This window comes from Streptomyces sp. NPDC058291, assembly GCF_042880855.1.
Classification (GTDB): domain Bacteria; phylum Actinomycetota; class Actinomycetes; order Streptomycetales; family Streptomycetaceae; genus Streptomyces.
The window spans coordinates 1-25,103 of sequence record NZ_JBHVYK010000108.1 but is presented as its reverse complement, the minus strand read 5'-3'; the positions used below and the strand labels follow the sequence as shown (position 1 = coordinate 25,103).

Sequence of the window (25,103 nt, the reverse complement as noted above, 5' to 3'; positions counted from 1 at the left end):
GGCCCGGGCCGCACCCCTCCTCGTCGTCTCGCCGTCTCGTCGTCCCGCCGTCTCGCCGTCTTCCCGTCTTCCCGTCTTCCCGCTTCTCCGGTCGCCGCCGCGTTGTCGGTGGGGCCCGGCATCATGGGCGCATGCGTGCTGCCCGCCTCATCAAGATGGTGCTGCTCCTGCAGTCCCGGCCCGCCATGACCGCCGCCGAGCTGGCGCGGGAGCTGCAGGTGTCGGAGCGCACGGTCACGCGGGACGCGCAGGCGCTGTCGGAGGCCGGCGTGCCGGTGTACGCGGAGCGGGGCCGGGCCGGCGGGTACCGGCTCGTCGGCGGGTACCGGACCCGGCTGACGGGGCTGGCGCGCGGGGAGGCCGAGGCGCTGTTCCTGAGCGGGGTGCCGGGGGCGCTGAGTGAGATGGGCCTGGCGGACGTCGCCTCGGCGGCGCGGCTGAAGGTCTCGGCGGCCCTGGCGCCGTCCGTGCGGGACGCCCCGCGTGCGGCGGCGCAGCGGTTCCACCTGGACGCGCCCGCGTGGTTCCGGGAGCCGGAGGCGCCGGCCCTGCTGCCGCTGATCGCTGAAGCGGTGTGGGACGACCGCCGCGTCCGGGCCCGCTACCGGCGCGGGGACGGGGAGGCCGAGCGGGAGCTGGAGCCGTACGGGCTCGTGCTGAAGGCGGGGGTCTGGTATCTGTGCGCCCGGGTGGAGGCCGACGGCGGCGGAGCGTTCCGGACGTACCGGATCGACCGGTTCGTCGGCGCCGAGAGCCTGACGGATCGTTTCAGCCGCGACGAGGGATTCGACCTTCCCGGGTTCTGGGCCGACCAGGCCGAGCGTTTCGCCCGGTCGATCCTGCGGTCCGAGGTGGTCGTGCGGCTGTCGGAGGCGGGCGTGCGCGGGCTGCCGCACGCGGTGGAGCCGGTGGCCGCCCGGGACGCGCTGGCGACGGCCGGGGAGGCCGACGAGCGGGGGTGGGTGACGGTCACGCTGCGCGTGGAGTCGCAGGTCGTGGCGCACGCCCAGCTCACCGCGCTGGGGGCGGAGGCCGAGGTGGTCTCCCCGGAGCCCCTGCGCGGACGGTTCGCCGAGGACGCGGCGCGGTTGGCGGAGTTGTACCGGCCGCGCTGAGAATCCCGGGCACTCCGGGTGCGTCCCGCACGGTCAGGCACGATGCTGGACCCGTGATGGACGAGACGGAGTTCTGGGAGCTGGTGGACGCCTCCCGCGAGGCCGCCGAGGGCGATCCCGAGGAGCAGGCCGACCAGCTCGTGGAGCGGCTGCTGAGGCTGGACCCGGATTCCGTGCTCGACTTCGCCCGGCATTTCGAGTCCCGCTACAACCGCGCCTATCGCTGGGATCTGTGGGGCGCCGCGTGGCTGCTGCTGGACGGGGCGAGCGATGACGCCTTCGACTACTTCCGGTGCTGGCTGATCGGGCAGGGCCGCGAGGTTTTCGAGGGCGCCCTGCACGGCGACCCGGACTCGCTGGCCGACCTGCTGGACGACTTCGACGAGGAGATCGACGGGGACGGCGAGGAACTGGGGTACGCGGCCGACGAGGCCTACGAGCAGCTCACCGGCGACGTCGCCCCGGACCTCGGCATCCCGCCCGCGCCCGCCGAGCCCGAGGGCACTCCCGTCGACTTCGAGAACGAGTCGGCGCTGGCCGAGCGCTATCCCCGGCTGTGGCAGCGCTTCAAGGAGTGAACCTCCGCGACGGATCCGGGGTGAACTCCGCGGCGGCCCCTCGGGCCGACCGCCCGATTCACGCCGCGAGCCGGCGGCGGGCGCTGTCCGCCGGCAGGTACGCCTGCGACGGGGCGATCCGCACCGCGTGGTGCAGCGGCGCCTTGTTGGCCTGCTCCAGGGCCGACGCGGTGGCCGCTGCGGGGCCGAGGACGACCGCGGCGACGGCGCACAGGACGGTCCAGGGCCTGCGGACGACGCCGGCCCGCCCCCCGCTGCGCCCGGCCCCCCGCGTGGACTGCTCACGGCTGCTGTTCATGTTCCCCGCCTCCGGTCGGTTCGTGATGTGCACGACCGTAGGACGCGGGGATGGGAGGACCCTGAACGCCGCCTAGGGCGTTCCTGTGAGAGGCCGTGCGCCCGTTCTGCCCTGCAGGCGCGCCGCCGTCCGGCGGATCTCCGGCAGGCGGGCGGTGAGCGCGGCGCCGGGGCAGGTGGTCATGTAACCGTCCCGGTGGCCGGCCAGGGCGGGGAAGACGGCGGTCACCCCGGCGGCGTACCGGCTGTGACTGTTGCTCGAGGTGAGCCGGACGTGCGCCCGCGGGTCGACGCCGGACAGGCCGAGTTTCCAGGCCGTCAGGGCGGCGATCGCGTCGACCATCGCCTGCGGGACCGGGACGCCGGAGGTGAACGTGCCGAGGGCGGCGATGCCGGCCGTGCGGTGGTTGAAGCCCTGGGTGTGGGCGCCGGTGACGGGACGGTCCACGCCGCCCGCGCGGCCCTCGTAGATGGTGCCGCAGCGGTCGACGAGGAAGTTGTAGCCGATGTCGTCCCAGTTCCGGGCGCCGGTCTGGCCCGCGTACAGATAGCGGATGATGCGGGGCGCGTCCGCGCAGTCGTAGCCGTTGGGCGAGTCGGTGTGGTGGACGAAGACGGCGACGACCTTGTCGTCGTAGCGCGGGGGCGGCTGCGCGTGGCGGGCCAGGTCGTCCAGCCAGGCGGCGCGCGGGACGATGGGCGGCCGGGCCGCCCGGTGCGCGGCGGCGCGCGCGTCGGCCGCTCGGGCGGACGGCGCGGGGCGGGCGGCGTGCTCGACGTCGCCCGCGCACAGCCCCAGCGCGGCGACGGCGGCGAGGCCGGGCAGGCAGCCGAGGAGCACGAGGAGCGGGCCCGGTATCCGCGCCGGGGACCGTCCGCGTCCGCCCCGCGCGGAGCGGGAGGCCGGTCGGAGGGCACACATGGCTCCACTGTCGGCCGGTTCCGGTCCGCCCGCGATGTGTGCTGTGCCACCTGGTGGAACCATCCTCCCGGTGCACGCCGTTTTACGAGGTGCACGCCCGGGTGGCGGGTGTCCGCCGTCACGCGCGCGTGCTCGACGGGTAGCTGATCACTGGGCCCTTCCCGCACGTACTAGGGATCCGAGAGAAAGGGGGCCGCGTGGACCTGCTCGACATCCTGCTGGCGCTGGTGATCCTGGCCTACGCCGCTTCCGGCTACCGGCGCGGGCTGGTGGCGGGCTGCGTCTCGCTGGCCGGGTTCGTGGGCGGCGCGATGATCGGCGTGTGGGTCCTGCCGTGGCTGATGGACCTGGTGACGCCGGGGACGACGGCGGCGACGATCACGGCGGTGTTCGCGGTCCTGGTCCCCGCGGTGGTGGGGCACGAGCTGGCGGGCCGGCTGGGGCTGCAGCTGCGGCGCGAGCTGGACCGGGGGCCGCTGCGGGTGGCCGACGGGGTCGGTGGGGCGGCGGCGAACACGGTGGCGGTGCTGATCGTGGCGTGGGTGGCGGCGAGCGTGCTGGGCGCGTCCTCGTCGCCGGTGGTCACGTCGTCGATACGGGACTCGCGACTGCTGGGGGCCGTGCAGGACGCCATGCCCGACACCACGCCGACCTGGTTCTCCCGGGCGACGTCGGCGCTGACCCAGGCGGGCTTCCCGCAGGTCTTCAACCCGTTCGAGAACGAGTCGACGGCCGAGGTCGCCAGGCCCACCGGCGACAGCGTCACCGCGCGCGCGACCGACGCGGCCAGACGCAGCACGGTGAAGATCGAGGGTTCCTCGGGCGATCAGGGCCGCGAGGGCAGCGGCTTCGTCTACGCGAGCGAGCACGTGATGACCAACGCGCACGTGGTGGCGGGGATCGACCGTCCGAGCGTGCGGATCGGCGGCGTGGGGCGGTCGTACCCCGCGCGCGTGGTGCTCTTCGACCCGGACCGGGACGTGGCCGTGCTGTACGTGCCGGAGCTGCGGGCCCCCGTCCTGGGCTTCGACGACGCCGCCTCGCGCGGGGACTCGGCGGTCGTCGCCGGCTATCCGCAGGACGGCGATCTGAACCTGCAGGCGGCCACGGTCGCGAACCGGGTGAAGGCGACCGGCCGGAACATCTACAACGACGAGATCGTCACCCGCGAGATCTACTCGATCCGCTCCACGGTGCGCCCGGGCAACTCCGGCGGTCCGCTGCTGACCACGACGGGCCGGGTCTACGGCGTGGTCTTCGCCCGTTCCACCTCCGACGACGAGACGGGGTACGTGCTGACGGCGGCCGAGGTCGCCGACGACGCCGAACAGGCGGCGACGGCGACGCGCCCCGTGGACACGGGCAAGCTGGTGACCTCCTGAGCGCCGCGCGCGGGGACGCTAGACCGACCGGCCCATGAACACGTCGTCCACGTACGTCCCGTCCAGCAGGAACTCCTCCGGGAGCACTCCCTCGACCACGAACCCCTCGGACGCGTAGAGGCCCCGGGCGGGGGCGTTGTGGCCGAGGACGCGCAGGGTGATCCGGCGGGCGCCCTGCCGGCGGGTCTCCTCGACGGCGGAGCGGAGCAGGGCCCGTCCGACGCCCCGGCCGCGCGCCTCGTCCAGGACGGCGAGGCCCTGGATCTGCCGGACGTGCGCGTTGCAGGCCAGCGAGGTGGGCAGGACCAGACGGAGGTATCCGACGACGCGGCCGTCGAGTTCGGCGACCAGATGGTCCTCGGGGACGTGCCGCTCGTCGAAGAAGGGCTCGTACGGCGGCTGCGGCCGCGGCGCGACGGCGTGCAGCGGGGACCAGGTCGCGCGGTCGACGAGGGCCAGCGCGTCCTCGTCGGAGGGAAGCGCGGGGCGTATGCGGAGTACCGAGGGCTCGGGCATGGCGGTCACCCTATTGCGGGCGGGCGGCGAGCGGACGAGGGTTTTATCCGGTCCGCGGGCAGGATGACCGCATGGAACGTACGCGAATCGCGGTGGCCGGCGCGTCCGGTCTGATCGGCAGCGCCCTGGTGCGGTCTCTGACCTCGGACGGGCATGAGGTGCGCCGCCTGGTCCGCCACGCGCCCCGGGGGGCGGACGAGATCCGCTGGGACCCGGAGAAGGGGCAGGTGGACCCGTCCGGGCTCGCCGGATGCGACGTCGTGGTCAACCTGGCCGGGGCCGGCGTCGGCGACCGGCGCTGGAGCGACGCCTACAAGCGGCGGATCCACGACAGCCGGGTGCACGGAACGGCCGCGCTGGCCAGGGCCGTCGCCTCGCTCGACGCGCCGCCGCGGGTGTTCGTCAACGGCAGCGCGATGGGCCTGTACGGCGAGACGGGCGAGCGGACCGTGGACGAGAGCTCCCCCGCCGGGACCGGCTTCCTGCCGGAGCTGTGCGTCGAGTGGGAGGCGGCCGCGGCCCCGGCGCAGGACGCGGGCGTCCGTACGGTCCTCACCCGCACCGGGCTGGTGGTGTCCCGCGGCGGCGGGGCCTGGGGCAAGCTGTTCCCGCTGTTCACCGCCGGGCTTGGCGGGCGGATGGGCGACGGCCGCCAGTACTGGTCCTACATCGCCCTGCACGACGAGGTGGCGGCGATCCGGCACCTCATCGACCGCGACGACCTGTCGGGGCCCTTCAACCTGACCGCGCCCGAGCCGCTGACCAACCGGGAGATCACCGCGGCGATGGGACGGGTGCTGCGCCGCCCGACGCTCTTCCCGGTGCCGGCGCCGGTGCTGCGCACGGTGCTGGGCGAGATGGCCGGGGACGTGCTCGGCAGTGCGCGGGTGGTACCGAAGCGGCTGCTGGAGTCAGGGTTCGTCTTCGCGTTCCCCGGGATCGAGGACGCCATCCGAGCCGCCTGATCCGCTTCGTGACCGCATGCGACCGGCGTGCGACCGTGCCCTGTCGATGCGCGACTGTTCCTGACCGATCACAGCCCTAACCTCGATCCGAACTCGGGTATCCGGGACGGCTGTTGGGGGCATGACGTCTCCACCGGCCGCGCAACCTCGAGGAGGGGCACGTGCTTGAGCCCGCGTACCAGGCAGACGTCGTCGTGGTGGGAGCCGGAGTCGCCGGTCTCTCCGCCGCGCACCGGCTGACCAGCGCAGGAGTAACGACCGCGGTCCTGGAAGCAGCCCCTTACGTGGGCGGCCGCATGTCGACGGAGAAGGTCGACGGGTTCCGCCTCGACCGCATCGGGCAGCTGCTGTCCACGGCCTACCCCGAACTGGCCTCGACGCCGGGGCTGGACGCGCTCGTGCTGCGTCCGTTCGCGCCGGGCGTCCTGCTGCACAGCGACGGGCGTCATCATCGCGCCGGCGCGCAGGCGGGCGCCGGGAGCGCAAGGGGCGCACTGCACGCTGTACGCGCCCTGGCGAGCGCTCCTCGGCCGGGCGGACTGCCCCGGCCGCGCGCCGGCGGCTCCCTGCCCGCACAGGGCCGTCCGGCCGCCCCGCCCAGGGTCCGGGCGGGCGCGCCGCTGGGCAGCGCCGTCGACCAGGCGAGGCTGGGCGCCGCGCTCACCCGGCTCGCCGTCACCCCCGTCGAACGGCTGCTGCGCCGGCCCGAGTCGCCGGCCGCGCAGGCCCTCGCGTCCCGCGGTCTGCCCGCCCGCACCGTCGACGGCTTTCTGCGTCCGCTGCTCGCCGCCCTGCTGTGCGACCCGGACCTCACCACCTCCAGCCGGTGCGCGGACCTAGCGCTGCGCGCCTTCGCGGCCGGCCGGCTGGCAGTGCCGGAGGGCGGGGCCGAGGTGCTGCCGGAGTTACTCGCGCGGACCCTGCCGGCGGGCGCCGTGCACACCGGGGTGCGGGTCACCTCGGTCTCCACCACCTCGGTGACCACCGCCGAGCACGGCGAGTTCCGCTGCCGGGCCGTCCTGGTGGCCACCGACGCGCGCACCGCGGCCGAACTGCTGCCCGGCCTGCGGGTGCCCGGCTTCCATCCGGTGACGGTCGTCCACCACACGACGGACGAGCCGCCGCCGACCGGCGCCGCACTGCTCCTGGACGCCGACCGGGGCGGCCCTGTCGCGCACACGGCGGTGGTCAGCCGGGTCGACCCGAGCCGGGCGCCGGGGGGCCGCACGCTGATCTCGTCCACGGTCCTGGGCACGCCCCCGCCGGGCGTCGACACCGCCGTCCGCATGCATCTGTCGCGGCTGTACGGCGTCTCGACCACGCGGTGGGAGACGCTGGCCGTGCATCACACCGCCGAGGCGGTGCCGGCGATGCGGGCGCCGCACGATCTGCGGCGCGCGGTGCGGCTGCTGGCGGGCCTGTACGTGTGCGGCGACCACCGGGACACCAGCACCGTGCAGGGCGCTCTGCACTCGGCGCTCCGGGCCGCGTCGGCGATCGTGAGCGACCTCGGCGCCGTCGGCTCGCTGAACGCGGCCGACCCGCGCCGGGCATCGCGCGAGGAGCAGGCGGCGGCCTGACCGCCCCGCCCCCTGCGGCCCCCCGGGGGGGGGCGGGGCGGTGCGTCGGTCGGCCCAGGGCCGCCACCTAGCCCAGGGCCGCCACCTAGCCCAGGGCCGCCACCTTGTCCCGGTAGATCCGGACCGGGGCCGCGTCCTTGTAGGGCTCCAGCCTGCGCTCGAAGTCCCTGACGTACTCCACGGCCCGCACCGACCGCATCTCCGCCGCCTGCCCGGCGGCCTCCGCGGCGAGCTGGCAGGCCTGGTCGAGTTCGCCGAGGCCGAGCCGGGCCGAGGCGAGGACGACCCGGCAGAACAGCCTGCTGCGGGCATGGGCGGCGGGACGCAGCTGCAGCGAGCGCTCGGCGTGCTGCGCCGCCGCCCGGAACTGCTGGAGGTCGCGGTGGCAGTGCCCGAACTCGTCGGCGAGCTGGGCCTCGTCGAAGAAGCGGGCCCAGTACGGCACCTCGTCGCCCGACTTGGCCGCCTCCAGCGCCCGTTCGGCGCGCACGAGGGCGGCGGTGGAGGCGCGCACCTCGCCGAGCACGCCGTGCCCGCGCGCCTCCGCCGAGTGCAGCAGCGCCTGCACGACGGGCGGGGCGCCCGACCCGACGCCCTGCTGAGCCACCCGCGCGAGCTGCACCGCCTCGCGCCCGTGGCCCAGGTAGACGGCCTGGCGGCTCATGGTGACGAGCACGAAGGCCCCGTGCGCCCGGTCGCCGGCCGCCTGGGACAGCCGCAGCGCCTGGACGAAGTAGCGCTGGGCCAGGCCGTGCGCGGCGATGTCGAAGGAGGTCCAGCCCGCGAGGCGGGTCAGGTCGGCGGCCGCGCCGAACAGACGGCGGCCGGTCTGCTCCCCGTAGGAGCCGCGCAGCATCGGCTCGCACTCGTGCTCCAGGTAGCGCACGAGGGCCTGGCGGGCGTGGCCGCCGCCGTACCTGTCGTCCAGGGTGCGAAAGAGCTCGCCGACCGAGCGGAGCGCGGCGATGTCCCCGCCGGTGACCCGCTGGCCCGGGCCGCGCTCGCTGCCCTGACCGCGCTGCCGGGGCATGACCGCCGGCCCGGCCCCCGCCCGTGCGGGGGCCGCCGCGGGGTGTGGGGAGGCCGGGTGCGGGGAGCCGGGGTGCTGGGCTGCGCCGGGGTGCTGGGCTGCGCCGGGGTGCTGGGCTGCGCCGGGGTGCTGGGGTGCGCCGGGCCTGCCTCCCGGACGGCCCTGGAGGGGCACGCGGGCGGGTGACTCGCTGCGGGCGACCTTGTCGTCGGCCCGCCCGATCAGCCAGTCCCGGCTGGGCACGACGAGCCCCGCCGGGGTGAAGGCGATCTTGCGGAGCTCGGCGTGGCTGCCGGAGTCCTTGCGCCACAGCCCGCCGACGATGTCGACGGCCTCCTCGGGGGTGCTCGCGAACTCCAGGCCGGCGTAGACGGGGGCGCACGCGTCCAGGCCGAGGTCCTGGGCGGTGAGGCGACGGCCCAGCCGCCGGGTGAAGACCTCGGCGATCAGGGCGGGGGTGGTGCCGCGGGGTTGCTGCCCGCGCAGCCACCGGGTGACGGACGTCTTGTCGTATCTGAGGTCCAGCCCGTGTTCGAGGCCGAGCTGATCGACGCGACGGGCCAGTCCCGCGTTGGAGAAGCCCGCTTCGGCGATGAGCGCGGCGAGCTGGCGGTTGGGAGTGCGCTGCGCGGGTCGTTCCGTCATCTGCGGTGCGGTCTCCTGCCTACCGGGCCTGTGACGTGCCCGGATGAAGTGCGCTGATGCGGTGATCAGCCCTTTTGGCCTCATGAACGGCGCGAATGTAGCGGAGAGTAAGCAGCCGGTCGCACGCCTCCGGATTCATTCATCCGATCGTGTGAGGATTGGCCGTGGGACTGACGCGGAGCGGGCGGACGTACAGTGGCTTGGGCGCGCCACGCGCCTGACGACTTTCCAGGGAGGCGCTTGCCGTGAGCGAGCTGCGGTTCGTCCGGATGGGGTTCGGCGAGAACGCCGTCGAGTACCAGGAGGCGTGGGACGAGCAGCGCCGCGTGCACGCGGCGCGGTTCGCCGACGAGGTCCCGGACACCGTGCTGCTCCTGGAGCATCCACCCGTCTACACGGCCGGCCGGCGCACGGCCCCCGACGAGCGCCCCCTGGACGGCACCCCGGTCGTCGACGTGGACCGCGGCGGCAAGATCACCTGGCACGGCCCCGGCCAGCTGGTGGGCTACCCGATCCTGAAGCTGCCGCGTCCGGTCGACGTCGTCGCCCACGTGCGGCGCCTGGAGGAGGCCCTGATCCTGGCGTGCGCGGAGTTCGGCCTCGAGACCACCCGGGTCGAGGGCCGCAGCGGAGTGTGGGTGCTCGGCGATCCGGTGGAGCACCGCCCCTCGCTCGGCGGTCTGTCGCTGGACTTCGACCCCCGGCTCACCGACGACCAGTTCGACCCGCGCCTCAACGGCCCCGAGTACGCCCCCTCCAACGCCGGCCAGCGCCGCGAGGACCGCAAGCTCGCCCAGATCGGCATCCGGGTCGCCAAGGGCGTCACGATGCACGGCTTCGCGCTCAACGTGAACCCGGACAACAAGTGGTTCGACCGGATCATCCCGTGCGGGATCCGGGACGCGGGCGTCGCCTCGCTGGCGAACGAACTGGGCCGGGACGTCACGATCGACGAGGTGCTGCCCGTCGTGGAGCGGCACCTGGCGGACGTTCTGGAGAACGCGGAGCCGAAGCCGCGCGAGATCGAGCGGGCCTCGGCCTGACCGGGGTCGGCACCACCGCCGGACTTTCAAATCCACGGGCGTACGCTTAAGGACGCCGAAGAATCAATCGCTAGGGAGCCGGTCGTGTCCGCAGTCGCACCCGACGGACGCAAGATGCTGCGCCTGGAGGTCCGCAACAGCCAGACCCCCATCGAGCGCAAGCCCGAGTGGATCAAGACCCGGGCGAAGATGGGTCCCGAGTACACGAAGATGCAGAACCTCGTGAAGAGCGAGGGGCTGCACACCGTCTGCCAGGAAGCCGGCTGTCCCAACATCTACGAGTGCTGGGAGGACCGCGAGGCGACCTTCCTCATCGGCGGCGACCAGTGCACCCGGCGGTGCGACTTCTGCCAGATCGACACCGGCAAGCCCGAGGCGCTCGACCGTGACGAGCCGCGCCGCGTCGGCGAGTCCGTCGTCACGATGGACCTGAACTACGCCACCATCACCGGCGTGGCCCGCGACGACCTGGCGGACGGCGGAGCATGGCTGTACGCCGAGACGGTCCGGCAGATCCACGCCCAGACCGCCGCGCGGGAGGCCGGGCGCACCAAGGTGGAGCTGCTCGCCCCCGACTTCAACGCCGTCCCGGAGCAGCTCGCGGAGGTCTTCTCCGCGCGCCCCGAGGTCTTCGCGCACAACGTCGAGACGGTGCCGCGGATCTTCAAGCGGATCCGGCCCGGCTTCCGCTACGAGCGTTCGCTGGGCGTCATCACGGCCGCCCGCGACTACGGGCTCGTCACCAAGTCGAACCTGATCCTCGGCATGGGCGAGACCCGCGAGGAGGTCAGCGACGCGCTCCGGCAGCTGCACGAGGCCGGCTGCGAGCTGGTCACCATCACGCAGTACCTGCGGCCCTCCGTGCGCCACCATCCGGTGGAGCGCTGGGTGAAGCCGCACGAGTTCGTCGAGCTGAAGGAGGAGGCCGAGCAGATCGGCTTCTCCGGCGTGATGTCCGGTCCGCTGGTACGGTCCTCCTACCGCGCCGGGCGCCTCTACCGGATGGCCGTCGAGAAGCGTGGCTCCTTCGTCGCCACCCAGGCGGTCTGACGCGACGTCACCTCTCTTGCGCCGTACGGCCGCAAGCCGAGTGTGTGAACTCACGCACAAGTACCTACTGACCAGTACTGACCGATATGACGCGGTCCCGGCCGTCCCCGCAGATGAGGACGTACGTCGGGGCCGCGTCAGCGTTTCGGCCCCCCGCACCGAGGTTTCATTCGCGTTTGACCGCTCGGTCACGCCCTGGTAACACCAAACAGTGACGCTGCTATCACGTCACGTGCACCACTGTCCCGTAAACCCCGTACCCGAAGCCGTCCTAGGGGGACACCCGTCATGCAGGCCGCGCCCGTCCGCGCCACCGCGATCCCGACCTTCAGCACGGCGCTGCGCGCCGTCGAGTCGCTGCTCCTGAGCAGTGGTCAGCGCACCGCCCGTCGCAACGCCTGGACCTCCGTGCTGGAGGACCGCCGTCGCGCCAAGGACCGGGTCGAGGCGCAGCGCGTCCTCGAAGCGGTCACCTCCGTCCGCCCCTGACCCGACCCCTCCCCGCACTCCCCACACCTCCCCTCCTGCCGTCGTAGGCGCTCCTGGGGGCACGTAGACTTCCTGGCATGGCGAGAAGTGACAGCGCGGCGGACGCCGCTAACCCCGGGCGACTGAAGCAGATCGCCCTGACGTTCAAGATGACCCGCAAGGCCGACAAGACGATCGGTTTCGTGCTCGCGGGCGTCTTCCTCCTCACCTTCGGCGTCTTTCTCGCGATCGGCTTCCTGATCGGCCACCCGGTCTACCTGGGCATCCTCGGCTTCCTGCTCGCCTTCCTGGCGACGGCGATCGTGTTCGGACGCCGGGCCGAGCGGGCCGCCTTCGGTCAGATGGAGGGCCAGCCGGGCGCGGCCGCGGCCGTCCTGGACAACATCGGCCGGGGCTGGACGACGACCCCCGCGGTGGCGATGAACCGCAGCCAGGACGTGGTGCACCGAGCCGTCGGCAAGGCCGGCATCGTCCTGGTCGCCGAGGGCAACCCGAACCGGGTGAAGAGCCTCTTGGCCGCCGAGAAGAAGAAGATGAACCGCATCGTCGCGGACGTGCCCGTGTACGACGTGATCGTCGGCACCGGCGAGGGCCAGGTCGAGCTGAAGAAGCTGCGCACCACCCTGCTGAAGTACCCCCGCGTCCTGGCCGGCCCGCAGGTCACCGCCACCAACGACCGGCTGCGCGCGCTGGGCGACCTGATGAGCAACATGCCGCTGCCGAAGGGGCCGATGCCCAAGGGCATGCGCCTGCCGAAGGGCGGCGGCGGCAAGGCCCGCTGAGCCTCACCGCTGCGTACGGCCTCCCCCACGTGCACGAGCAAGGGGCGCCCGGATCACTCCGGGCGCCCCTTGCTCGTGCAAGCACCGCGTACCGCGTGAGGGCGTGCGCCGTACCGCGTGAGGGTGTGCGCCGTACCGCGTGAGGGTGTGCGCCGCGTCTCAGCCGCGCACTTCCACCGTTCGGGCCAGCCGGTCGTGCAGGCCGCGGCCGTCGCGGTCCCAGATCAGGGCCGGCACGGCCAGGCAGAGCAGAACCGTGCGCACCGCGGAGCGCACGGGGCTGACCGCGCCGGTGTCGACGGATGCCACCCGCAGGCCGAAGAGGCGCTTGCCCGGCGTGAAGCCGAGGGTGGTGACGGTCAGGAGGCTCATGACCAGGAAGATCAGCAGCGCCCAGTTGCCGGTCGCGGGCCGGTAGCCGTCGGTGATCAAGCTGTATGCGATCAAGACGCTGAGGCCCCAGTCGACGGCGAGCGCGCCCAGCCGCCGGCCGGGACGGGCGATCGAGCCCGGTCCGTGCTCCGGCAGTCCGAGCTGCTCGCCCCGGTATCCGAAGTCGACACCGGCGTCCTCGGCGGCCGCGCGCGGGCCGGACAGCCACGAGCCGATTGCATCCCTGTTGTCCACGCGTCCACGGTACTGCGCCCGTTTCGCGATACGGACAGGTGGGGTACACCGGACGGGGTCCGGTTAACTTGTGCGAAACAAATGGGTCACGCACGAGAAACCACCCGTCCCTAGGGTCGACGACAGCGTGTGCCACCGCACTGGCAGCACGAACGAACTACCACCCCGGCTCGACGGCCGGGAGTAGGAGGAGCTGGATGTTCCAGAACGCCGACGAGGCCAAGAAGTTCATCGCGGACGAGGACGTCAAGTTCGTCGACGTCCGCTTCTGCGACCTGCCGGGCGTCATGCAGCACTTCACGCTGCCCGTCGAGGCGTTCGACCCGGACGAGGAGCTCGCCTTCGACGGCTCCTCGATCCGCGGCTTCCAGGCCATCCACGAGTCCGACATGGCGCTGCGCGCCGACCTGTCGACCTCGCGCGTGGACCCGTTCCGCCGTGACAAGACGCTGAACATCAACTTCTTCATCCACGACCCGATCACGGGCGAGCAGTACTCCCGTGACCCGCGCAACGTGGCGAAGAAGGCGGAGGCCTACCTGGCGTCGACCGGTATCGCCGACACCGCGTACTTCGGCCCCGAGGCCGAGTTCTACGTCTTCGACAGCGTGCGCTTCTCGACCAGCGCGAACGAGTCCTTCTACCACATCGACTCCGAGGCCGGCGCCTGGAACACCGGCGCGGTCGAGAACAACCGCGGTTACAAGGTCCGCTACAAGGGCGGCTACTTCCCGACCCCGCCGGTCGACCACTTCGCCGACCTGCGTGCGGAGATCTCCCTGGAGCTGGCCGCGTCCGGCCTCCAGGTCGAGCGCCAGCACCATGAGGTGGGCACCGCCGGCCAGGCCGAGATCAACTACAAGTTCAACACGCTGCTCGCCGCGGCCGACGACCTCCAGCTCTTCAAGTACATCGTGAAGAACGTCGCCTGGCGCAACGGCAAGACCGCGACCTTCATGCCGAAGCCGATCTTCGGCGACAACGGCTCGGGCATGCACGTCCACCAGTCGCTGTGGGCGGGCGGCTCCCCGCTGTTCTACGACGAGGCCGGTTACGCGGGCCTGTCGGACATGGCCCGCTACTACATCGGCGGCATCCTCAAGCACGCCCCGTCGCTGCTGGCCTTCACCAACCCGACGGTGAACTCCTACCACCGCCTGGTCCCGGGCTTCGAGGCGCCGGTCAACCTGGTGTACTCGCAGCGCAACCGCTCCGCAGCGATGCGCATCCCGATCACCGGCTCCAACCCGAAGGCCAAGCGCGTCGAGTTCCGCGCGCCCGACTCCTCCGGCAACCCCTACCTCGCCTTCTCCGCCCTGCTGCTCGCGGGTCTGGACGGCATCAAGAACAAGATCGAGCCGGCCGAGCCGATCGACAAGGACCTCTACGAGCTGGCCCCCGAGGAGCACGCGGGCGTCGCGCAGGTCCCGACCTCGCTCCCGGCCGTCCTGGACCGCCTGGAGGCGGACCACGAGTTCCTCCTCGCCGGCGACGTCTTCACGTCCGACCTGATCGAGACGTGGATCGACTACAAGCGCACGAACGAGATCGCCCCGCTGCAGCTGCGCCCGCACCCGCACGAGTTCGAGCTGTACTTCGACGTGTGATCGGCCCGGGCCCGCAGGCCCGTGGTGACGCCCCCGTTTCCTGTTTCTCAGGACGGGGGCGTCGTCGTATGGTTTCTGGCACTGCTGTTCGAGAACGGGTGACGGGGAGACACGGGGATGCCCGAACAGGACGACACGGAGCGGGAGTTCGACCTCAGGTGGGCGGACGCCGCACCCCACAAGGAGCCCTCCGCGCGCGCCCGCATGCTGGCCGCCCGCTGGAAGGAGGACCCTCCGCGACCGGTGCCGTTCCGGGGGGACCCGGGTCCGGCGGCCCCTCAGCGGTCTTCATGGCTGTCGACGGCGCTGGTGCTGGGGTGCGTGGCGGGCGTGATCCTCCTGCTCGGGTGGGTGCGGTTGATCTCCAACTTCTGAGCCGGCATTCCTTTGCTTCCCGCAGGGTCGATCCGGGCCTGCCCATGGCGGGCGCAGGCGCACAATGGGCAGTGGGGCGAGTGCCTGACTGCGGGGTGGTGCAGATGCGGAGCCGTTTCCGGAGCGACCGTGGGCTGACCGTGCGGATGACGGTCACCCTGTTCCTGCTCGGACTGCTGTACGTGGCGTTCTTCGTCGCGCTGATCGTGTTGCTGAAGTCGTGGGTGCTGGTGGTGGCGCTGATCGCCGCCATGTTCGTCGCGCAGTTCTGGTTCTCCGACCGGATCGCCCTGTTCGCGATGCACGGGCGGGTCGTGGAGCGGGAGGAGTATCCCGAGCTGCACGCCGTCGTGGACCGGCTGTGCGCCCTGTCGGACATGCCCAAGCCGGTCGTCGCCGTGTCGGCCATGGACATGCCCAACGCGTTCGCCACCGGGCGCAATCCCCACAACGCGGTGGTGTGCGTGACGACGGGACTGCTGCGCCGACTGGAGCCGGCCGAACTGGAGGGCGTGCTCGCGCACGAGCTGTCACACGTGGCGCACAAGGACGTGGCCGTGATCACGGTCGCCTCGTTCCTGGGCGTGATCGCGGGGCTGATCGTGCGGTTCGCCTTCTACTCGCAGGTGTTCGGCGGCGGCCGCCGGGACCAGAACACCGCCGCCGTCTTCGCCGCCGTGCTGGGGGTGTCGGCCGCCGTGTACGCGCTCAGCTTCCTGCTGATCAGGGCACTGTCGCGGTACCGGGAGCTGGCCGCCGACCGCGCCGCTGCGCTGCTCACCGGTCGGCCCTCGGCGCTGGCGTCGGCGCTGTCCAAGGTGTCCGGCGACATCGCCCGGATCCCGACCAAGGACCTGCGCACCGCCCAGGCCTTCAACGCGTTCTACTTCACCCCGGCCACCGGCAGGGAGCCCGGCATCGAGCGCTTCTTCTCCACCCACCCGAGCCTGGGGCAGCGCCTCGACCAGTTGGGGCGGATCTCCGCCGAACTGGGCGAGGCGGCCACGCCCGGAAAGGCGGACTGAACGGCATGGGTCTGCTGGACATCCTGCTCGGCCGGACCAAGCCGGTCGAACCGGACCTCGACCAGCTGTTCGCGCTGCCTTCGGCGGCGGTGACGCTGGAGGCGGCCGCCGGGTTCACGCCGACCGGGCGGGGCGCCGTGTGCTTCGCCACCGTCGAGGGCTCGGCCTTCGAGCAGACGCACCGCGAGGTCCAGGCGCTCCTGGACGCGGACACCGAGCGCACCGGGCCGCCGGTGCGGCTCGTGCGGGACGACTACGGCTACTCCTGGCTGGTCTCGGACCGCGCGCCCGACGCGTTGTCGGCGCTGGTCAACGATCTGCACGCGGTGAACACCGCGATGGAGGTCAATGGCTTCGGGCCGCAGCTGCTGTGCTCGCTGGCCGGGTTCGAGGAACGCGCGGGAGGGGGCGCGGGAGCCGATGCCGGAGGCGATGCGACAGCCGGTGTGTCAGGTGTGTCAGGAGATGCCGCAGGGCGGCGGCTGGGGCTCGTGTATCTGTACAAGCGCGGTTCGTTCTACCCGTTCGCGCCGCTGCCCGGGGCCGGGCAGCGGCGCGACAACGCGCTGGAGTTGCAGGTGCGGGCCGCGCTCGCGAACGACCTGCGGATCGAGCAGGACCTGAGCCGCTGGTTCCCGGTGTGGGGCGCCCCCGGCCTCTAGGGCGCCCCACCCCGGTGGACGGCTCCGTACGGTTCTACCTGCCGTGCTCGTGCTCCTGGCAGCGGTGCTCCAGGGGGCGCTCGCGACGGTAGCGGCGCTCCCACTTGGCCTGGGTGTCACGGCGCTCGCGGTAGGCCTTGTACGTGGTCGGCGCCGGTCCCACGCTCGGCGCGGGCCCCGCGGGCGGCGACGACGCGCCGAGCCCGTAGCGGACGTACAGGAAGAGCACGGCGACCGCGGCGAGCCAGTACAGCGGGTTTCCGAATCCCAGGACCACCAGGACGACGGTCCCGGAGAGGACGACGGTGCCCATGGCGGGCCTCCTTCCTGGGCAGGACAGACGATTACCGAGCGTTGCGAAGGGTGCGGGCGACGCCTTCAGAGTAGAGAAACCGTCACTCACCGTGCATCTCCTTTTCTCAGATGCCCGGGGTGGCCGTCACCAGCCCTGCCGCGATCGCCGTGCCCAGGGCCGTGTGGTCGACGACGGTCTGGGCGGCGTAGGCCAGGGCGAACTCGGCGACGGCGCGCTCGAAGGTGTCACCGCCGCCCAGGTAGCCCGCGATGGCCAGCCGGTCGCCGGACCGCGCGTGGGCCCGGGCCAGCGCGGCCCCGCACAGCCGTGCGTACGCCCGCAGGGCGGCTGGCGTCATCTCCGCGACGTCGGCGCAGCCCTTCGTGTCGCGCAGCTGACGCCAGTAGAAGGCGCGCCCCTGCGGCCCGGTCATCCAGCCCAGGAAGACGTCGCCGGCGGCCTGCAGCAGCCGCTGCCCGGCGACGACCCGATGGCCGGGATGGACGTAGGGCCCACCGGGCAGGTGCGCCTCCAGGACGGACGCGCGGGCCTCCTTGATCTGCAGGAGCAGCGGGTCCTCGGCGTCGCGGCCGGCGAGCAGCACCACGAAACAGCGGGTGCCGACGCTGCCGACGCCGACGACCTTGCGGGCGGCGTCGACGAAGCGGTAGCGGTCCAGCAGCAGGCGGCGCTCCTCGGTGAGGGTGGACCGGTAGTCGCTGAAGATCTTGCGCAGCGCGGCGCTGTCGGCGGCGCCCGCGGGTTCGAGCAGTGGCGGGTCGTGGACGATACGGCGCCGTCCGTCGACGGTCTCGGTGAGTTTGCCGAGGGGCTGGAGGCCGGTTCGGCGGCGGGCGCGGGTGAGGCTGGCCCCGGACCGTCCGCGGCGCCGGGCGGGGCGCACCAGGGGCAGGAGCCGCTCGGCGTCGATCCGCTCGTACCAGACGGCGAGTTCGCCCAGCCGGGCCAGCCGTCGCATGGCGTCGCGGTAGGCGGCCACGGCCTCCAGGGCGACGCGGTGCACCCGGGTCTCGGGGTGGCCGTTCTCGCGGGCGGCCACCGCGAGGGAGACGGCGAGCCGTTTGACGTCCCATTCGAAGGGGCCGGGGAACGTCTCGTCGAAGTCGTCGAGGTCGAAGTGCAGCGCCCGTTCCGGGGAGGCGTAGACCCCGAAGTTCGACAGGTGGGCGTCGCCGCACAGTTGCACGGTCAGCCCGGTGTGCGGCTGCGACGCCAGGTCGCCGGCCATGACGGCGGCCGAGCCGCGCAGGAACGCGAAGGGCGAGTCGGCCATCCTGCCGTAGCGGACGGGCAGCAGCTCGGGCAGCCGCTCCCGGTCCTGCCGTTGCAGCACGGCGACGGGGTCGGGCCGGTCGACCGACGGGAGCCAGGCGGCGTGCGCGGACCTGGTGACGCGTTTGCGGGCGGCCTTGCCGCGCCGGGCCCGCTCGGCGGGGGTGGTCACCCGCGTCGCCTTCGCACCACGTCCGCCTCCCGTCCCAGGACCGCTCCAGGACCGCCCGGAGCAGTCGCCCCGAGCGTCGCCGAGCCGTCGCCGAGCTTCTGTTGGCAGTGAAGGCCGCAGCGGGGCCGTCCGCACGCCGGATCCATCGAACGGGTGACGCCCGGGAACGACCGACGACGCGCCGGGACGGCGATCGCGGACGGCGGGCCCGCCGTCGGGTCCGGTTGTCAGTGGTGTCGGGGAAGATGCGGACAGGGACGAGTGGCGGACGACGACATGACGGTGACGGCGTCCGCCCGAGGCCCCGTCCGCCCGAGGCCCGGGCCGACCGGACGGCGGCCGGAGAGCGGCCGTACCAGGCGTCGGGCCGGCCCCTGACGCGACGGGACGGCGCGGGGCGAGGACCGGGCGAAGACGGATGAAGGACGGGTGGAGGACGGGTGGAGGACGGACATGGGTGACGGACAGCGGTACGTCGGCGTCGCGGAGCGGCGGGCCAGGCTGGCGCTGCGGCACCGGCTGGCCCCCGAGGCGCGGGTCACGACGCCCGAGGCGGTGGCCGACGCGTTGGTGGCCCTGCACGGAACCGACCCGGCGACGGTCTACCTGGCGGTCGGCGCCCGCCTCGCCGACCCGTCGGTGACCGTGCCGGAGACGGACCGGGCGCTGTACACGGACCGGAGCCTCGTGCGCATGCACGGCATGCGGCACACGGTCTTCGTGTTCCCGACTGAGTCGACGGCCGTCGTGCACGCCTCGACCGGGCTCGCGGTGGCCGCCCGGGAGCGGGCCGCCCTCGTGAAGGACATGGCGAAGGCCGGCGCCCCGGACGTGGTCTGGCTGAAGGAGGTCGAGGAGTCGGCGTTGGCAGCCCTGGCCCGGCTCGGGCAGGCGACGGCCGCCGAGCTGGCCCGCGAGGAGCCGCGCCTGCGGGAGCAGTTCGTGTACGCGGCCGGCAAGCCCTACGAGGGCGTCCACACCGTGGTGACCCGGCTGCTGAGGGTGCTGGGCGTGGAGGGCAAGGTGGTCAGAGGGCGCCCGCTGGGCTCGTGGACGTCCAGCCAGTTCCGCTGGGCGCTCGCTCCCGAGCATCCCGAACTCCCGTCGGCACAGGCCCAGTCGGAGTTGCTCCGGCGCTGGCTGGCGGCGTGCGGCCCGGCCACGGAGGCCGACCTGAAGTGGTGGACGGGCTGGCGGGTGACGGACCTCCGGCGGGCGCTGACGGCGATCGGGGCACAGGCGGTGACCCTCGACGAGGGCACGGGACATGTCGTCGACGGCGACGTGGATCCCGCGCCCGTCCCCTCGGAGCCGTGGGCGGCCCTGCTGCCGGCGCTGGACCCGACGGCCATGGGCTGGCAGGGCCGGGACTGGTACCTGGCTCCGGAGCTGCGCCCCGCCCTGTTCGACTACAGCGGCAACGTGGGGCCGACGGTGTGGTGGGACGGCCGGGTGGTGGGGGGTTGGGCCCGACGCGCCGACGGGGAGATCGTGTGGCGGGTCCTGGACGCCCAGGGCGTGGGCGGCGAGGCGCTGGCGGCGATCGAGGCCGAGGCGGAGCGACTTGGGGCCTGGCTCGGCTCGACCCGGGTGACGCCGAGGTTCCGGACGCCGCTGGAGAAGGAGTTGGCGGGCTGAGACGGGAGAGGTCGCCCTGTCACTACAGTGCCGGGCGCCGTCTCCACGACGACGCCCGGCACCCGGCTCACCCGCTCACCCGCTCATGGGCTCACCGGCTCACCGGCTCACCGGCTCACCGGCTGTAGCGCATCAGCGCCCGCACCATGTGGCACGTCGTCTCCGACGGCGGGTGGACGCCGATCAGTTCGGCCGTGCTGCGGATCCTCTCGTTCCGGGCCTGGTTCGGCAGGTAGACGCCGAGATCGAGCAGTGCGATGGCGAGACGCATCGCCTTGAGACGACGGTTGTGCGTGACGTACCACTCGCGAGGGCGCCCGGGCGGCAACGGCCGCTTCTGCACGGGCACACAGGGCAGGTCGAGTTGGACGGAACGCTTCGCGGTGGACTGGGTCGCGGACGGCTTCGGCTTCAGTGCGGCAGCGGGCACAGGCATCCTCCTGTCGCGGTCAGGGCCCGATCCGGCGCCTCCGGCGGACCCTCGAACACTGCTTCTATTCTACTGCCCGCCACTGACAAAAGCCCCTGATCACAGGGGCTTTCGGCTCGACTTCGGGCTACCGTGGCAGCCATGGAGATCTGGATCAACCCCGCCTGTTCCAAGTGCCGCAGCGCCCTCACCCTCCTCGACGCCGAGGGCGCGGACTACACCGTCCGCCGCTACCTGGAGGACGTGCCGAGCGAGGACGAGATCAGGGAGGTGCTCGACCGTCTCGGTCTGGAGCCCTGGGACATCACCCGCACCCAGGAGGCCGCGGCCCGCGAACTCGGCCTGAAGGACTGGCCGCGGGACGCGGGCGCGCGCGAACGCTGGATCGGCGCGCTCGCCACCCACCCCGCCCTCATCCAGCGACCGATCATCACGGCGGACGACGGAACCGCGCTCGTGGCCCGCACGGACGAGGCGGTGCGGGACGCCCTGTCCCGGTAGGCCCCTGAACGGCGTCCGACTCCCCTGCACGCGGCGGGAGTTGCAGACGGCCGGCCGGGGCGGAGGGGGCCGGAAGGGGGCCGGGCGGCCGGGATCGGGCCGGCGGGACAGCGCCGCTTCCCCTTCCCCGCCGTGAAGAGGTGGCCCGGGCCATCACCCGACTCGTCTCCGGCTGGAAGTCGCACTCCGGGCACACCTCGCCGACCCCGCCCCGGGCCGTCCGGCCTCCCCTCCCTCCCTTCGCGGCGCCCTCCCTTCGTAGCGTTGTGACGCACGTCACCTCAACTGACTCCGGGGGCCGCTGAGTCACGTCGTTCGGTATCTCGTACATAGCGGCGTACGCTCCCCTATCCCTCAGGAGGCGCGCATGTCGCGCAGGAGAAGTGTCGGCACGAAGAAGAAGATCGCGCTGCTCGTCGGCGCGGCGGCGGTCGCGGGCGCCGGGGCCTTCGCGATGGCGAACACCTCGAACGCCGCACAGACACCGCAGAACGCCACACCGCTGTCGGCCGCCGACTCGACGGTCTGTCAGGGGCTTGCCACCGCCCTCGGCAACAACCAGAAGTTCATCGACGGCCAGCGGGCCGCTCCGGACGCGCAGTCCGAGGCGCGCATCGCCAACCGTGAGGCGGTCATCGCGCAGATCAAGGTCCAGCAGAAGGCGTCCGGGTGCGCCGTCGGGGAGTCGGCTCAGGACTCCCAGACGGGCGGGACCCAGACGGGCGGGGCTCAGGCGGGCGGGGCTCAGGCGGGCGGGGCTCAGGCTGGCCGGCCGTCGCAGGCGGCCACCGCCCCCGCGGGCAACGCCGGGAACGGCGCGAACAACGGGGCCGCGGGAAACGGCGGCGCCGCCGCGTCCGGCCGCCAGGTCTGCAACGGTTCCACGGTCACCCTCTCCGGCGAGGGCGGCGCCCCGGCCGCGTCGAGCAACCAGTTCCCGGCGGGGACCAAACTGAAGGTCACCAACCTGGACAACGACAAGTCCACCACCGTCGAGGTGACCTCGGTCTCCGGCAGTTGCGCCCTGCTCAACAACGCGGCCTTCGAACAGGTCCGTGAGCCGGGCAAGTTCCTCATCCGGCGGGCCCTGATCGAGAAGGTGGGGTGAGGTTCAGCCGCCGAGGAACACGATGAGCCGACGGCCCGCCTCACAGGGCAGGGCGGAGGGCAGCGCGTGGTGCGAGACGTCCGGGAGGACGATCGTCTCCAGATCGCGCACCGTCTCGCCCGCCCGGGCCGTCAGTTCACGGACGTCGTGAGTCCTGCTGTTCGCGGCCACGAGCAGCAGGACCGGCGTCCGGAGCCCGCGCAGCGCGTCCGGCCCCGGGCGCGGACCGGTCACCGGCCGTTCCACCGGACATCCGGCGGCCGTCTCCTGCAGTCGGAGGCAGTCGGGGTCCGGGGCCGTCCCGGCGGTCTCCCACAGCAGGAAGGCGCGCACCCGGCGCGGGTCGGGCCGCACCAGCATCGGCAGGGCGCGCAGCAGGTACGCCGCCTTGTACCCGGCGAAGCACTGGGTCGGGTCGAGGAGGAACAGGCGGCGTACCCGCTCGGGGGCGCGCAGCGCGAGGCGGAGCGCGAGCCAGCCGCCGTAGGAGTGCCCGCCGACGTCCGCCCGGTCGATGCCCAGGCCGGTCAGCACCGCGTCCAGCCAGGCGTCGAGGTCGGCGAGGGTCCGCACCCCGCTCCCTGTGCTGCGGCCCGCCGCCCCGACGAGATCCAGGGCGTACACCCGCCGCACGTGAGCGAGGCCGGACGCCTGGGCGAACCAGGATGCCGAGGTCGCTCCGCCGCCGCCGGGCAGGAGCAGCAGTGCGGGCGCGTCGCGCGGCCCGCACACGTTGACGTACGCCGTGCCGAACGGGGTGGGGATCCGGACGGCCTCGCGGTCGGCCGGCCACTTGGCCATGACGTCGTCGTAGGCCGCCTGGAAGGCGCCGTCGTCGTACGCGCTCATGAAGCCCTGCCCTCCTGCCTGACCGCTGCATGCTGTCCGCATGCCTGCCTGCCTGCCTGGCTCGGATACCATCTCGCTGAGCGAGAGAGTCGCTGAGCGAGATGATACTCGAGGGAGCGCCGCCGATGCCGACCGATGACCCGAGGCTGGAGACCGTGCACCTGCTGCGCGCGGTGACGGTGGAACTCGGGCTGCACAGCGCCCGGTTCGCGCACCGCAACGGCATGCACCCGACGGACGTGCGCGCGCTGATCGTCCTCATGGAGGCGCGGCGGGCCGCCGAGGAGGTCACCGCCGGGCGGCTCGGGGCCGCGCTCGGGCTGAACTCCGCGGGGACGACCGCCCTCGTCGACCGCCTGGAGCGCGCGGGGCACGTGCGGCGGGTGCGCGCCGCGACGGACCGGCGCAAGGTGGTCGTCGAGGTGGACGAGCGCGCGGTGGAGCTGGGTCAGGCCTTCTTCGGGCCGCTCATCGCAGAGGTGGTCGACCTGATGGACGGCTACGACGAGCGGGAGCGGGCCGCGATCCACGGCTTCCTGGCGGGGGTGCGCCGAGCGGCGGCCGAGGCCGGCTGACGGCCGCGCGTGCCCCCTTTCCGGCCGCCCACACCCCTCGCATACGAGCCACCGCCCGCCCCCGCCCGCCCCGGGCCCCTCGTCGCCCGCGCTTGCGCCCGTGGCCCCACCCGTCTCGCGCCGCTACGGCCCTTCCGCGCCCCCTGCGGCCCGCGAACGGCGGTCTGCGGTCTGCGGTCTGCGGTCTGCGGTCTGCGAACGGCGATCTGTGAACGGCGGTCTGCGATCTGCGGTCTGCGATCTGCGGTCTGCGGTCTGCGGAAACACCTCACCGCGTGAACCGCACCACAGAACCACCAGGTAACACGGGGTTCACATTCGAGCAATGATCGGGAAATCGCCTGTTGACAAGCTTCCGGGCAAACAGGCGGCGCCCCAGTGCCGCAGCGCCGCAGCACCCGCAAGTGCGTCAGACACACCCCCGAAGGAAGTGGCCCGTGACCTTCAAGGCTGAGTACATCTGGATCGACGGCACCCAGCCGACGGCTAAGCTCCGTTCCAAGACGAAGATCATCGACGGCGCTCCCGCCGGTCTCGACGCGCTGCCGATCTGGGGCTTCGACGGGTCCTCCACGAACCAGGCCGAGGGCCACGCCTCGGACCGTGTCCTCAAGCCGGTCTTCACCTGCCCGGACCCGGTCCGCGGCGGCGACGACATCCTCGTCCTGTGCGAGGTCCTCAACATCGACATGACGCCGCACGAGTCCAACACCCGTGCCGCGCTCGCCGAGGTCGCCGAGAAGTTCGCCGCCCAGGAGCCGATCTTCGGCATCGAGCAGGAGTACACCTTCTTCCAGGACGGTTACCCGCTCGGCTTCCCCAAGGGCGGCTTCCCGGCCCCGCAGGGCGGCTACTACTGCGGTGTCGGCGCGGACGAGATCTTCGGCCGCGAGGTCGTCGAGGCGCACCTCGACAACTGCCTCGCCGCCGGTCTCGGCATCTCCGGCATCAACGCCGAGGTCATGCCCGGCCAGTGGGAGTTCCAGGTCGGCCCGCTGGCCCCGCTGGAGGTCTCCGACCAGCTGTGGGTGGCCCGCTGGCTGCTCTACCGCACCGCCGAGGACTTCGGCGTCGCCGCCACCCTCGACCCCAAGCCGGTCAAGGGCGACTGGAACGGCGCCGGCGCGCACACCAACTTCTCCACCAAGGCGATGCGCGAGGGCTACGACGCGATCATCACCGCGTGCGAGTCGCTCGGCGAGGGCTCCAAGCCGCTCGACCACGTCAAGAACTACGGCGCCGGCATCGACGACCGTCTGACGGGACTGCACGAGACCGCCCCGTGGAACGAGTACTCCTACGGCGTCTCCGACCGCGGCGCCTCGGTCCGCATCCCGTGGCAGGTCGAGAAGGACGGCAAGGGCTACATCGAGGACCGCCGTCCGAACGCCAACGTCGACCCGTACCTGGTGACCCGGCTGATCGTGGACACCTGCTGCTCGGCGCTGGAGAAGGCCGCCCAGGTCTGATCCCCGCTCTTCCCGAAGGGGCGTCCGCCGGCTCGGCGGGCGCCCCTTCGGGCTGCCCAAGCGCCCCTCCGCCGCCGGTGCCC

Annotated in this window: 27 protein-coding genes; 18 read left to right on the top strand and 9 right to left on the bottom strand. The window is 72.9% G+C overall.

What is annotated here, in order from left to right; all coding sequences use genetic code 11:
- Positions 1-131 precede the first annotated feature (131 nt).
- The gene (locus ACFVYK_RS34000) at positions 132-1,115 is read left to right on the top strand and encodes a helix-turn-helix transcriptional regulator (protein ID WP_389780587.1); all 984 of its coding nucleotides are present in this window, start codon (positions 132-134) and stop codon (positions 1,113-1,115) included.
- Between the two features lie 56 nt (positions 1,116-1,171).
- Complete coding sequence (locus ACFVYK_RS33995) at positions 1,172-1,693, top strand: DUF4240 domain-containing protein (protein WP_389780588.1); 522 nt, start codon at positions 1,172-1,174, stop codon at positions 1,691-1,693.
- A gap of 58 nt (positions 1,694-1,751) precedes the next feature.
- On the opposite strand, the gene ACFVYK_RS33990 is transcribed toward ACFVYK_RS33995, so the two are convergent.
- Together ACFVYK_RS33990 and ACFVYK_RS33985 are read right to left on the bottom strand one after the other, a co-directional pair.
- On the bottom strand, positions 1,752-1,991 hold the full coding sequence (locus ACFVYK_RS33990; RefSeq protein ID WP_389780586.1) for a hypothetical protein: 240 nt from the start codon (positions 1,989-1,991) through the stop codon (positions 1,752-1,754).
- Positions 1,992-2,063: 72 nt separating this feature from the next.
- The gene (locus ACFVYK_RS33985; protein ID WP_389780585.1) at positions 2,064-2,912 is read right to left on the bottom strand and encodes a peptidoglycan recognition protein; all 849 of its coding nucleotides are present in this window, start codon (positions 2,910-2,912) and stop codon (positions 2,064-2,066) included.
- A 197-nt stretch (positions 2,913-3,109) separates the two neighbouring features.
- Between ACFVYK_RS33985 and ACFVYK_RS33980 the strand changes: the two genes are divergently transcribed.
- Positions 3,110-4,294, top strand: a complete 1,185-nt coding sequence (locus tag ACFVYK_RS33980; protein WP_389780584.1) for a MarP family serine protease — start codon at positions 3,110-3,112, stop codon at positions 4,292-4,294.
- An 18-nt stretch (positions 4,295-4,312) separates the two neighbouring features.
- Here ACFVYK_RS33980 and ACFVYK_RS33975 read toward each other — a convergent pair whose 3' ends face one another.
- Positions 4,313-4,810, bottom strand: coding sequence for a GNAT family N-acetyltransferase (locus tag ACFVYK_RS33975; protein WP_389780583.1), 498 nt, complete (start codon positions 4,808-4,810; stop codon positions 4,313-4,315).
- 71 nt (positions 4,811-4,881) lie between these two features.
- Here ACFVYK_RS33975 and ACFVYK_RS33970 point away from each other — a divergent pair, with 71 nt between their 5' ends.
- Complete coding sequence (locus ACFVYK_RS33970) at positions 4,882-5,775, top strand: TIGR01777 family oxidoreductase (protein WP_389780582.1); 894 nt, start codon at positions 4,882-4,884, stop codon at positions 5,773-5,775.
- A 161-nt stretch (positions 5,776-5,936) separates the two neighbouring features.
- A complete protein-coding gene (locus ACFVYK_RS33965) occupies positions 5,937-7,355 on the top strand; it encodes an NAD(P)/FAD-dependent oxidoreductase (RefSeq protein ID WP_389780581.1) in 1,419 nt (472 codons plus the stop codon).
- A gap of 85 nt (positions 7,356-7,440) precedes the next feature.
- On the opposite strand, the gene ACFVYK_RS33960 is transcribed toward ACFVYK_RS33965, so the two are convergent.
- Complete coding sequence (locus tag ACFVYK_RS33960; protein ID WP_389780580.1) at positions 7,441-9,030, bottom strand: regulator; 1,590 nt, start codon at positions 9,028-9,030, stop codon at positions 7,441-7,443.
- Between the two features lie 245 nt (positions 9,031-9,275).
- Here ACFVYK_RS33960 and lipB point away from each other — a divergent pair, with 245 nt between their 5' ends.
- The 4 genes from lipB (at position 9,276) to ACFVYK_RS33940 (ending at position 12,394) form a co-directional block, all read left to right on the top strand.
- Positions 9,276-10,073, top strand: coding sequence for a lipoyl(octanoyl) transferase LipB (gene lipB / locus ACFVYK_RS33955; RefSeq protein ID WP_389780579.1), 798 nt, complete (start codon positions 9,276-9,278; stop codon positions 10,071-10,073).
- 84 nt (positions 10,074-10,157) lie between these two features.
- On the top strand, positions 10,158-11,123 hold the full coding sequence (gene lipA, locus ACFVYK_RS33950) for a lipoyl synthase (RefSeq protein ID WP_389780578.1): 966 nt from the start codon (positions 10,158-10,160) through the stop codon (positions 11,121-11,123).
- A 288-nt stretch (positions 11,124-11,411) separates the two neighbouring features.
- Complete coding sequence (locus ACFVYK_RS33945; protein ID WP_256907311.1) at positions 11,412-11,612, top strand: hypothetical protein; 201 nt, start codon at positions 11,412-11,414, stop codon at positions 11,610-11,612.
- A gap of 77 nt (positions 11,613-11,689) precedes the next feature.
- Positions 11,690-12,394 carry a DUF4191 domain-containing protein gene (locus tag ACFVYK_RS33940; protein ID WP_351355805.1) on the top strand — a complete coding sequence of 235 codons (705 nt, stop codon included), beginning with the start codon at positions 11,690-11,692 and terminating at the stop codon, positions 12,392-12,394.
- Positions 12,395-12,553: 159 nt separating this feature from the next.
- On the opposite strand, the gene ACFVYK_RS33935 is transcribed toward ACFVYK_RS33940, so the two are convergent.
- Positions 12,554-13,021 (bottom strand): RDD family protein, encoded by a 468-nt coding sequence (locus ACFVYK_RS33935; protein WP_389780577.1) that lies wholly within the window; start codon positions 13,019-13,021, stop codon positions 12,554-12,556.
- A gap of 197 nt (positions 13,022-13,218) precedes the next feature.
- Here ACFVYK_RS33935 and glnA point away from each other — a divergent pair, with 197 nt between their 5' ends.
- The 4 genes from glnA to ACFVYK_RS33915 all read left to right on the top strand — a co-directional run bounded on the left by glnA (position 13,219) and on the right by ACFVYK_RS33915 (position 16,690).
- On the top strand, positions 13,219-14,628 hold the full coding sequence (glnA, locus tag ACFVYK_RS33930; protein WP_389780576.1) for a type I glutamate--ammonia ligase: 1,410 nt from the start codon (positions 13,219-13,221) through the stop codon (positions 14,626-14,628).
- 117 nt (positions 14,629-14,745) lie between these two features.
- On the top strand, positions 14,746-15,003 hold the full coding sequence (locus ACFVYK_RS33925) for a hypothetical protein (protein ID WP_389780575.1): 258 nt from the start codon (positions 14,746-14,748) through the stop codon (positions 15,001-15,003).
- Positions 15,004-15,107: 104 nt separating this feature from the next.
- The gene (gene htpX, locus ACFVYK_RS33920; protein ID WP_389780574.1) at positions 15,108-16,028 is read left to right on the top strand and encodes a zinc metalloprotease HtpX; all 921 of its coding nucleotides are present in this window, start codon (positions 15,108-15,110) and stop codon (positions 16,026-16,028) included.
- A gap of 5 nt (positions 16,029-16,033) precedes the next feature.
- A complete protein-coding gene (locus ACFVYK_RS33915) occupies positions 16,034-16,690 on the top strand; it encodes a hypothetical protein (protein WP_389780573.1) in 657 nt (218 codons plus the stop codon).
- Between the two features lie 34 nt (positions 16,691-16,724).
- Here ACFVYK_RS33915 and ACFVYK_RS33910 read toward each other — a convergent pair whose 3' ends face one another.
- Together ACFVYK_RS33910 and ACFVYK_RS33905 are read right to left on the bottom strand one after the other, a co-directional pair.
- A complete protein-coding gene (locus ACFVYK_RS33910; RefSeq protein WP_389780572.1) occupies positions 16,725-17,003 on the bottom strand; it encodes a hypothetical protein in 279 nt (92 codons plus the stop codon).
- A 106-nt stretch (positions 17,004-17,109) separates the two neighbouring features.
- Positions 17,110-18,450, bottom strand: a complete 1,341-nt coding sequence (locus ACFVYK_RS33905; RefSeq protein ID WP_389780571.1) for a DUF2252 domain-containing protein — start codon at positions 18,448-18,450, stop codon at positions 17,110-17,112.
- A 453-nt stretch (positions 18,451-18,903) separates the two neighbouring features.
- Between ACFVYK_RS33905 and ACFVYK_RS33900 the strand changes: the two genes are divergently transcribed.
- Positions 18,904-20,088, top strand: a complete 1,185-nt coding sequence (locus tag ACFVYK_RS33900; protein WP_389780570.1) for a winged helix DNA-binding domain-containing protein — start codon at positions 18,904-18,906, stop codon at positions 20,086-20,088.
- A gap of 115 nt (positions 20,089-20,203) precedes the next feature.
- On the opposite strand, the gene ACFVYK_RS33895 is transcribed toward ACFVYK_RS33900, so the two are convergent.
- Positions 20,204-20,518 (bottom strand): hypothetical protein, encoded by a 315-nt coding sequence (locus ACFVYK_RS33895; RefSeq protein ID WP_389780569.1) that lies wholly within the window; start codon positions 20,516-20,518, stop codon positions 20,204-20,206.
- 141 nt (positions 20,519-20,659) lie between these two features.
- Here ACFVYK_RS33895 and ACFVYK_RS33890 point away from each other — a divergent pair, with 141 nt between their 5' ends.
- Both ACFVYK_RS33890 and ACFVYK_RS33885 read left to right on the top strand, forming a co-directional pair.
- Positions 20,660-21,019 (top strand): arsenate reductase family protein, encoded by a 360-nt coding sequence (locus tag ACFVYK_RS33890; RefSeq protein WP_389780568.1) that lies wholly within the window; start codon positions 20,660-20,662, stop codon positions 21,017-21,019.
- A gap of 367 nt (positions 21,020-21,386) precedes the next feature.
- Positions 21,387-22,127 carry a hypothetical protein gene (locus tag ACFVYK_RS33885; protein ID WP_389780567.1) on the top strand — a complete coding sequence of 247 codons (741 nt, stop codon included), beginning with the start codon at positions 21,387-21,389 and terminating at the stop codon, positions 22,125-22,127.
- 3 nt (positions 22,128-22,130) lie between these two features.
- On the opposite strand, the gene ACFVYK_RS33880 is transcribed toward ACFVYK_RS33885, so the two are convergent.
- Entirely contained in the window at positions 22,131-22,976 is an 846-nt protein-coding gene (locus tag ACFVYK_RS33880; protein WP_389780566.1) for an alpha/beta fold hydrolase, read from the bottom strand.
- Between the two features lie 125 nt (positions 22,977-23,101).
- On the opposite strand from ACFVYK_RS33880, the gene ACFVYK_RS33875 reads away from it, so the two are divergent.
- Together ACFVYK_RS33875 and glnII are read left to right on the top strand one after the other, a co-directional pair.
- Positions 23,102-23,551: a MarR family winged helix-turn-helix transcriptional regulator gene (locus tag ACFVYK_RS33875; RefSeq protein WP_389780565.1), complete on the top strand. Its 450-nt coding sequence runs from the start codon at positions 23,102-23,104 to the stop codon at positions 23,549-23,551.
- Positions 23,552-23,988: 437 nt separating this feature from the next.
- A complete protein-coding gene (gene glnII, locus ACFVYK_RS33870) occupies positions 23,989-25,020 on the top strand; it encodes a glutamine synthetase (RefSeq protein ID WP_389780564.1) in 1,032 nt (343 codons plus the stop codon).
- Positions 25,021-25,103: the final 83 nt, after the last annotated feature.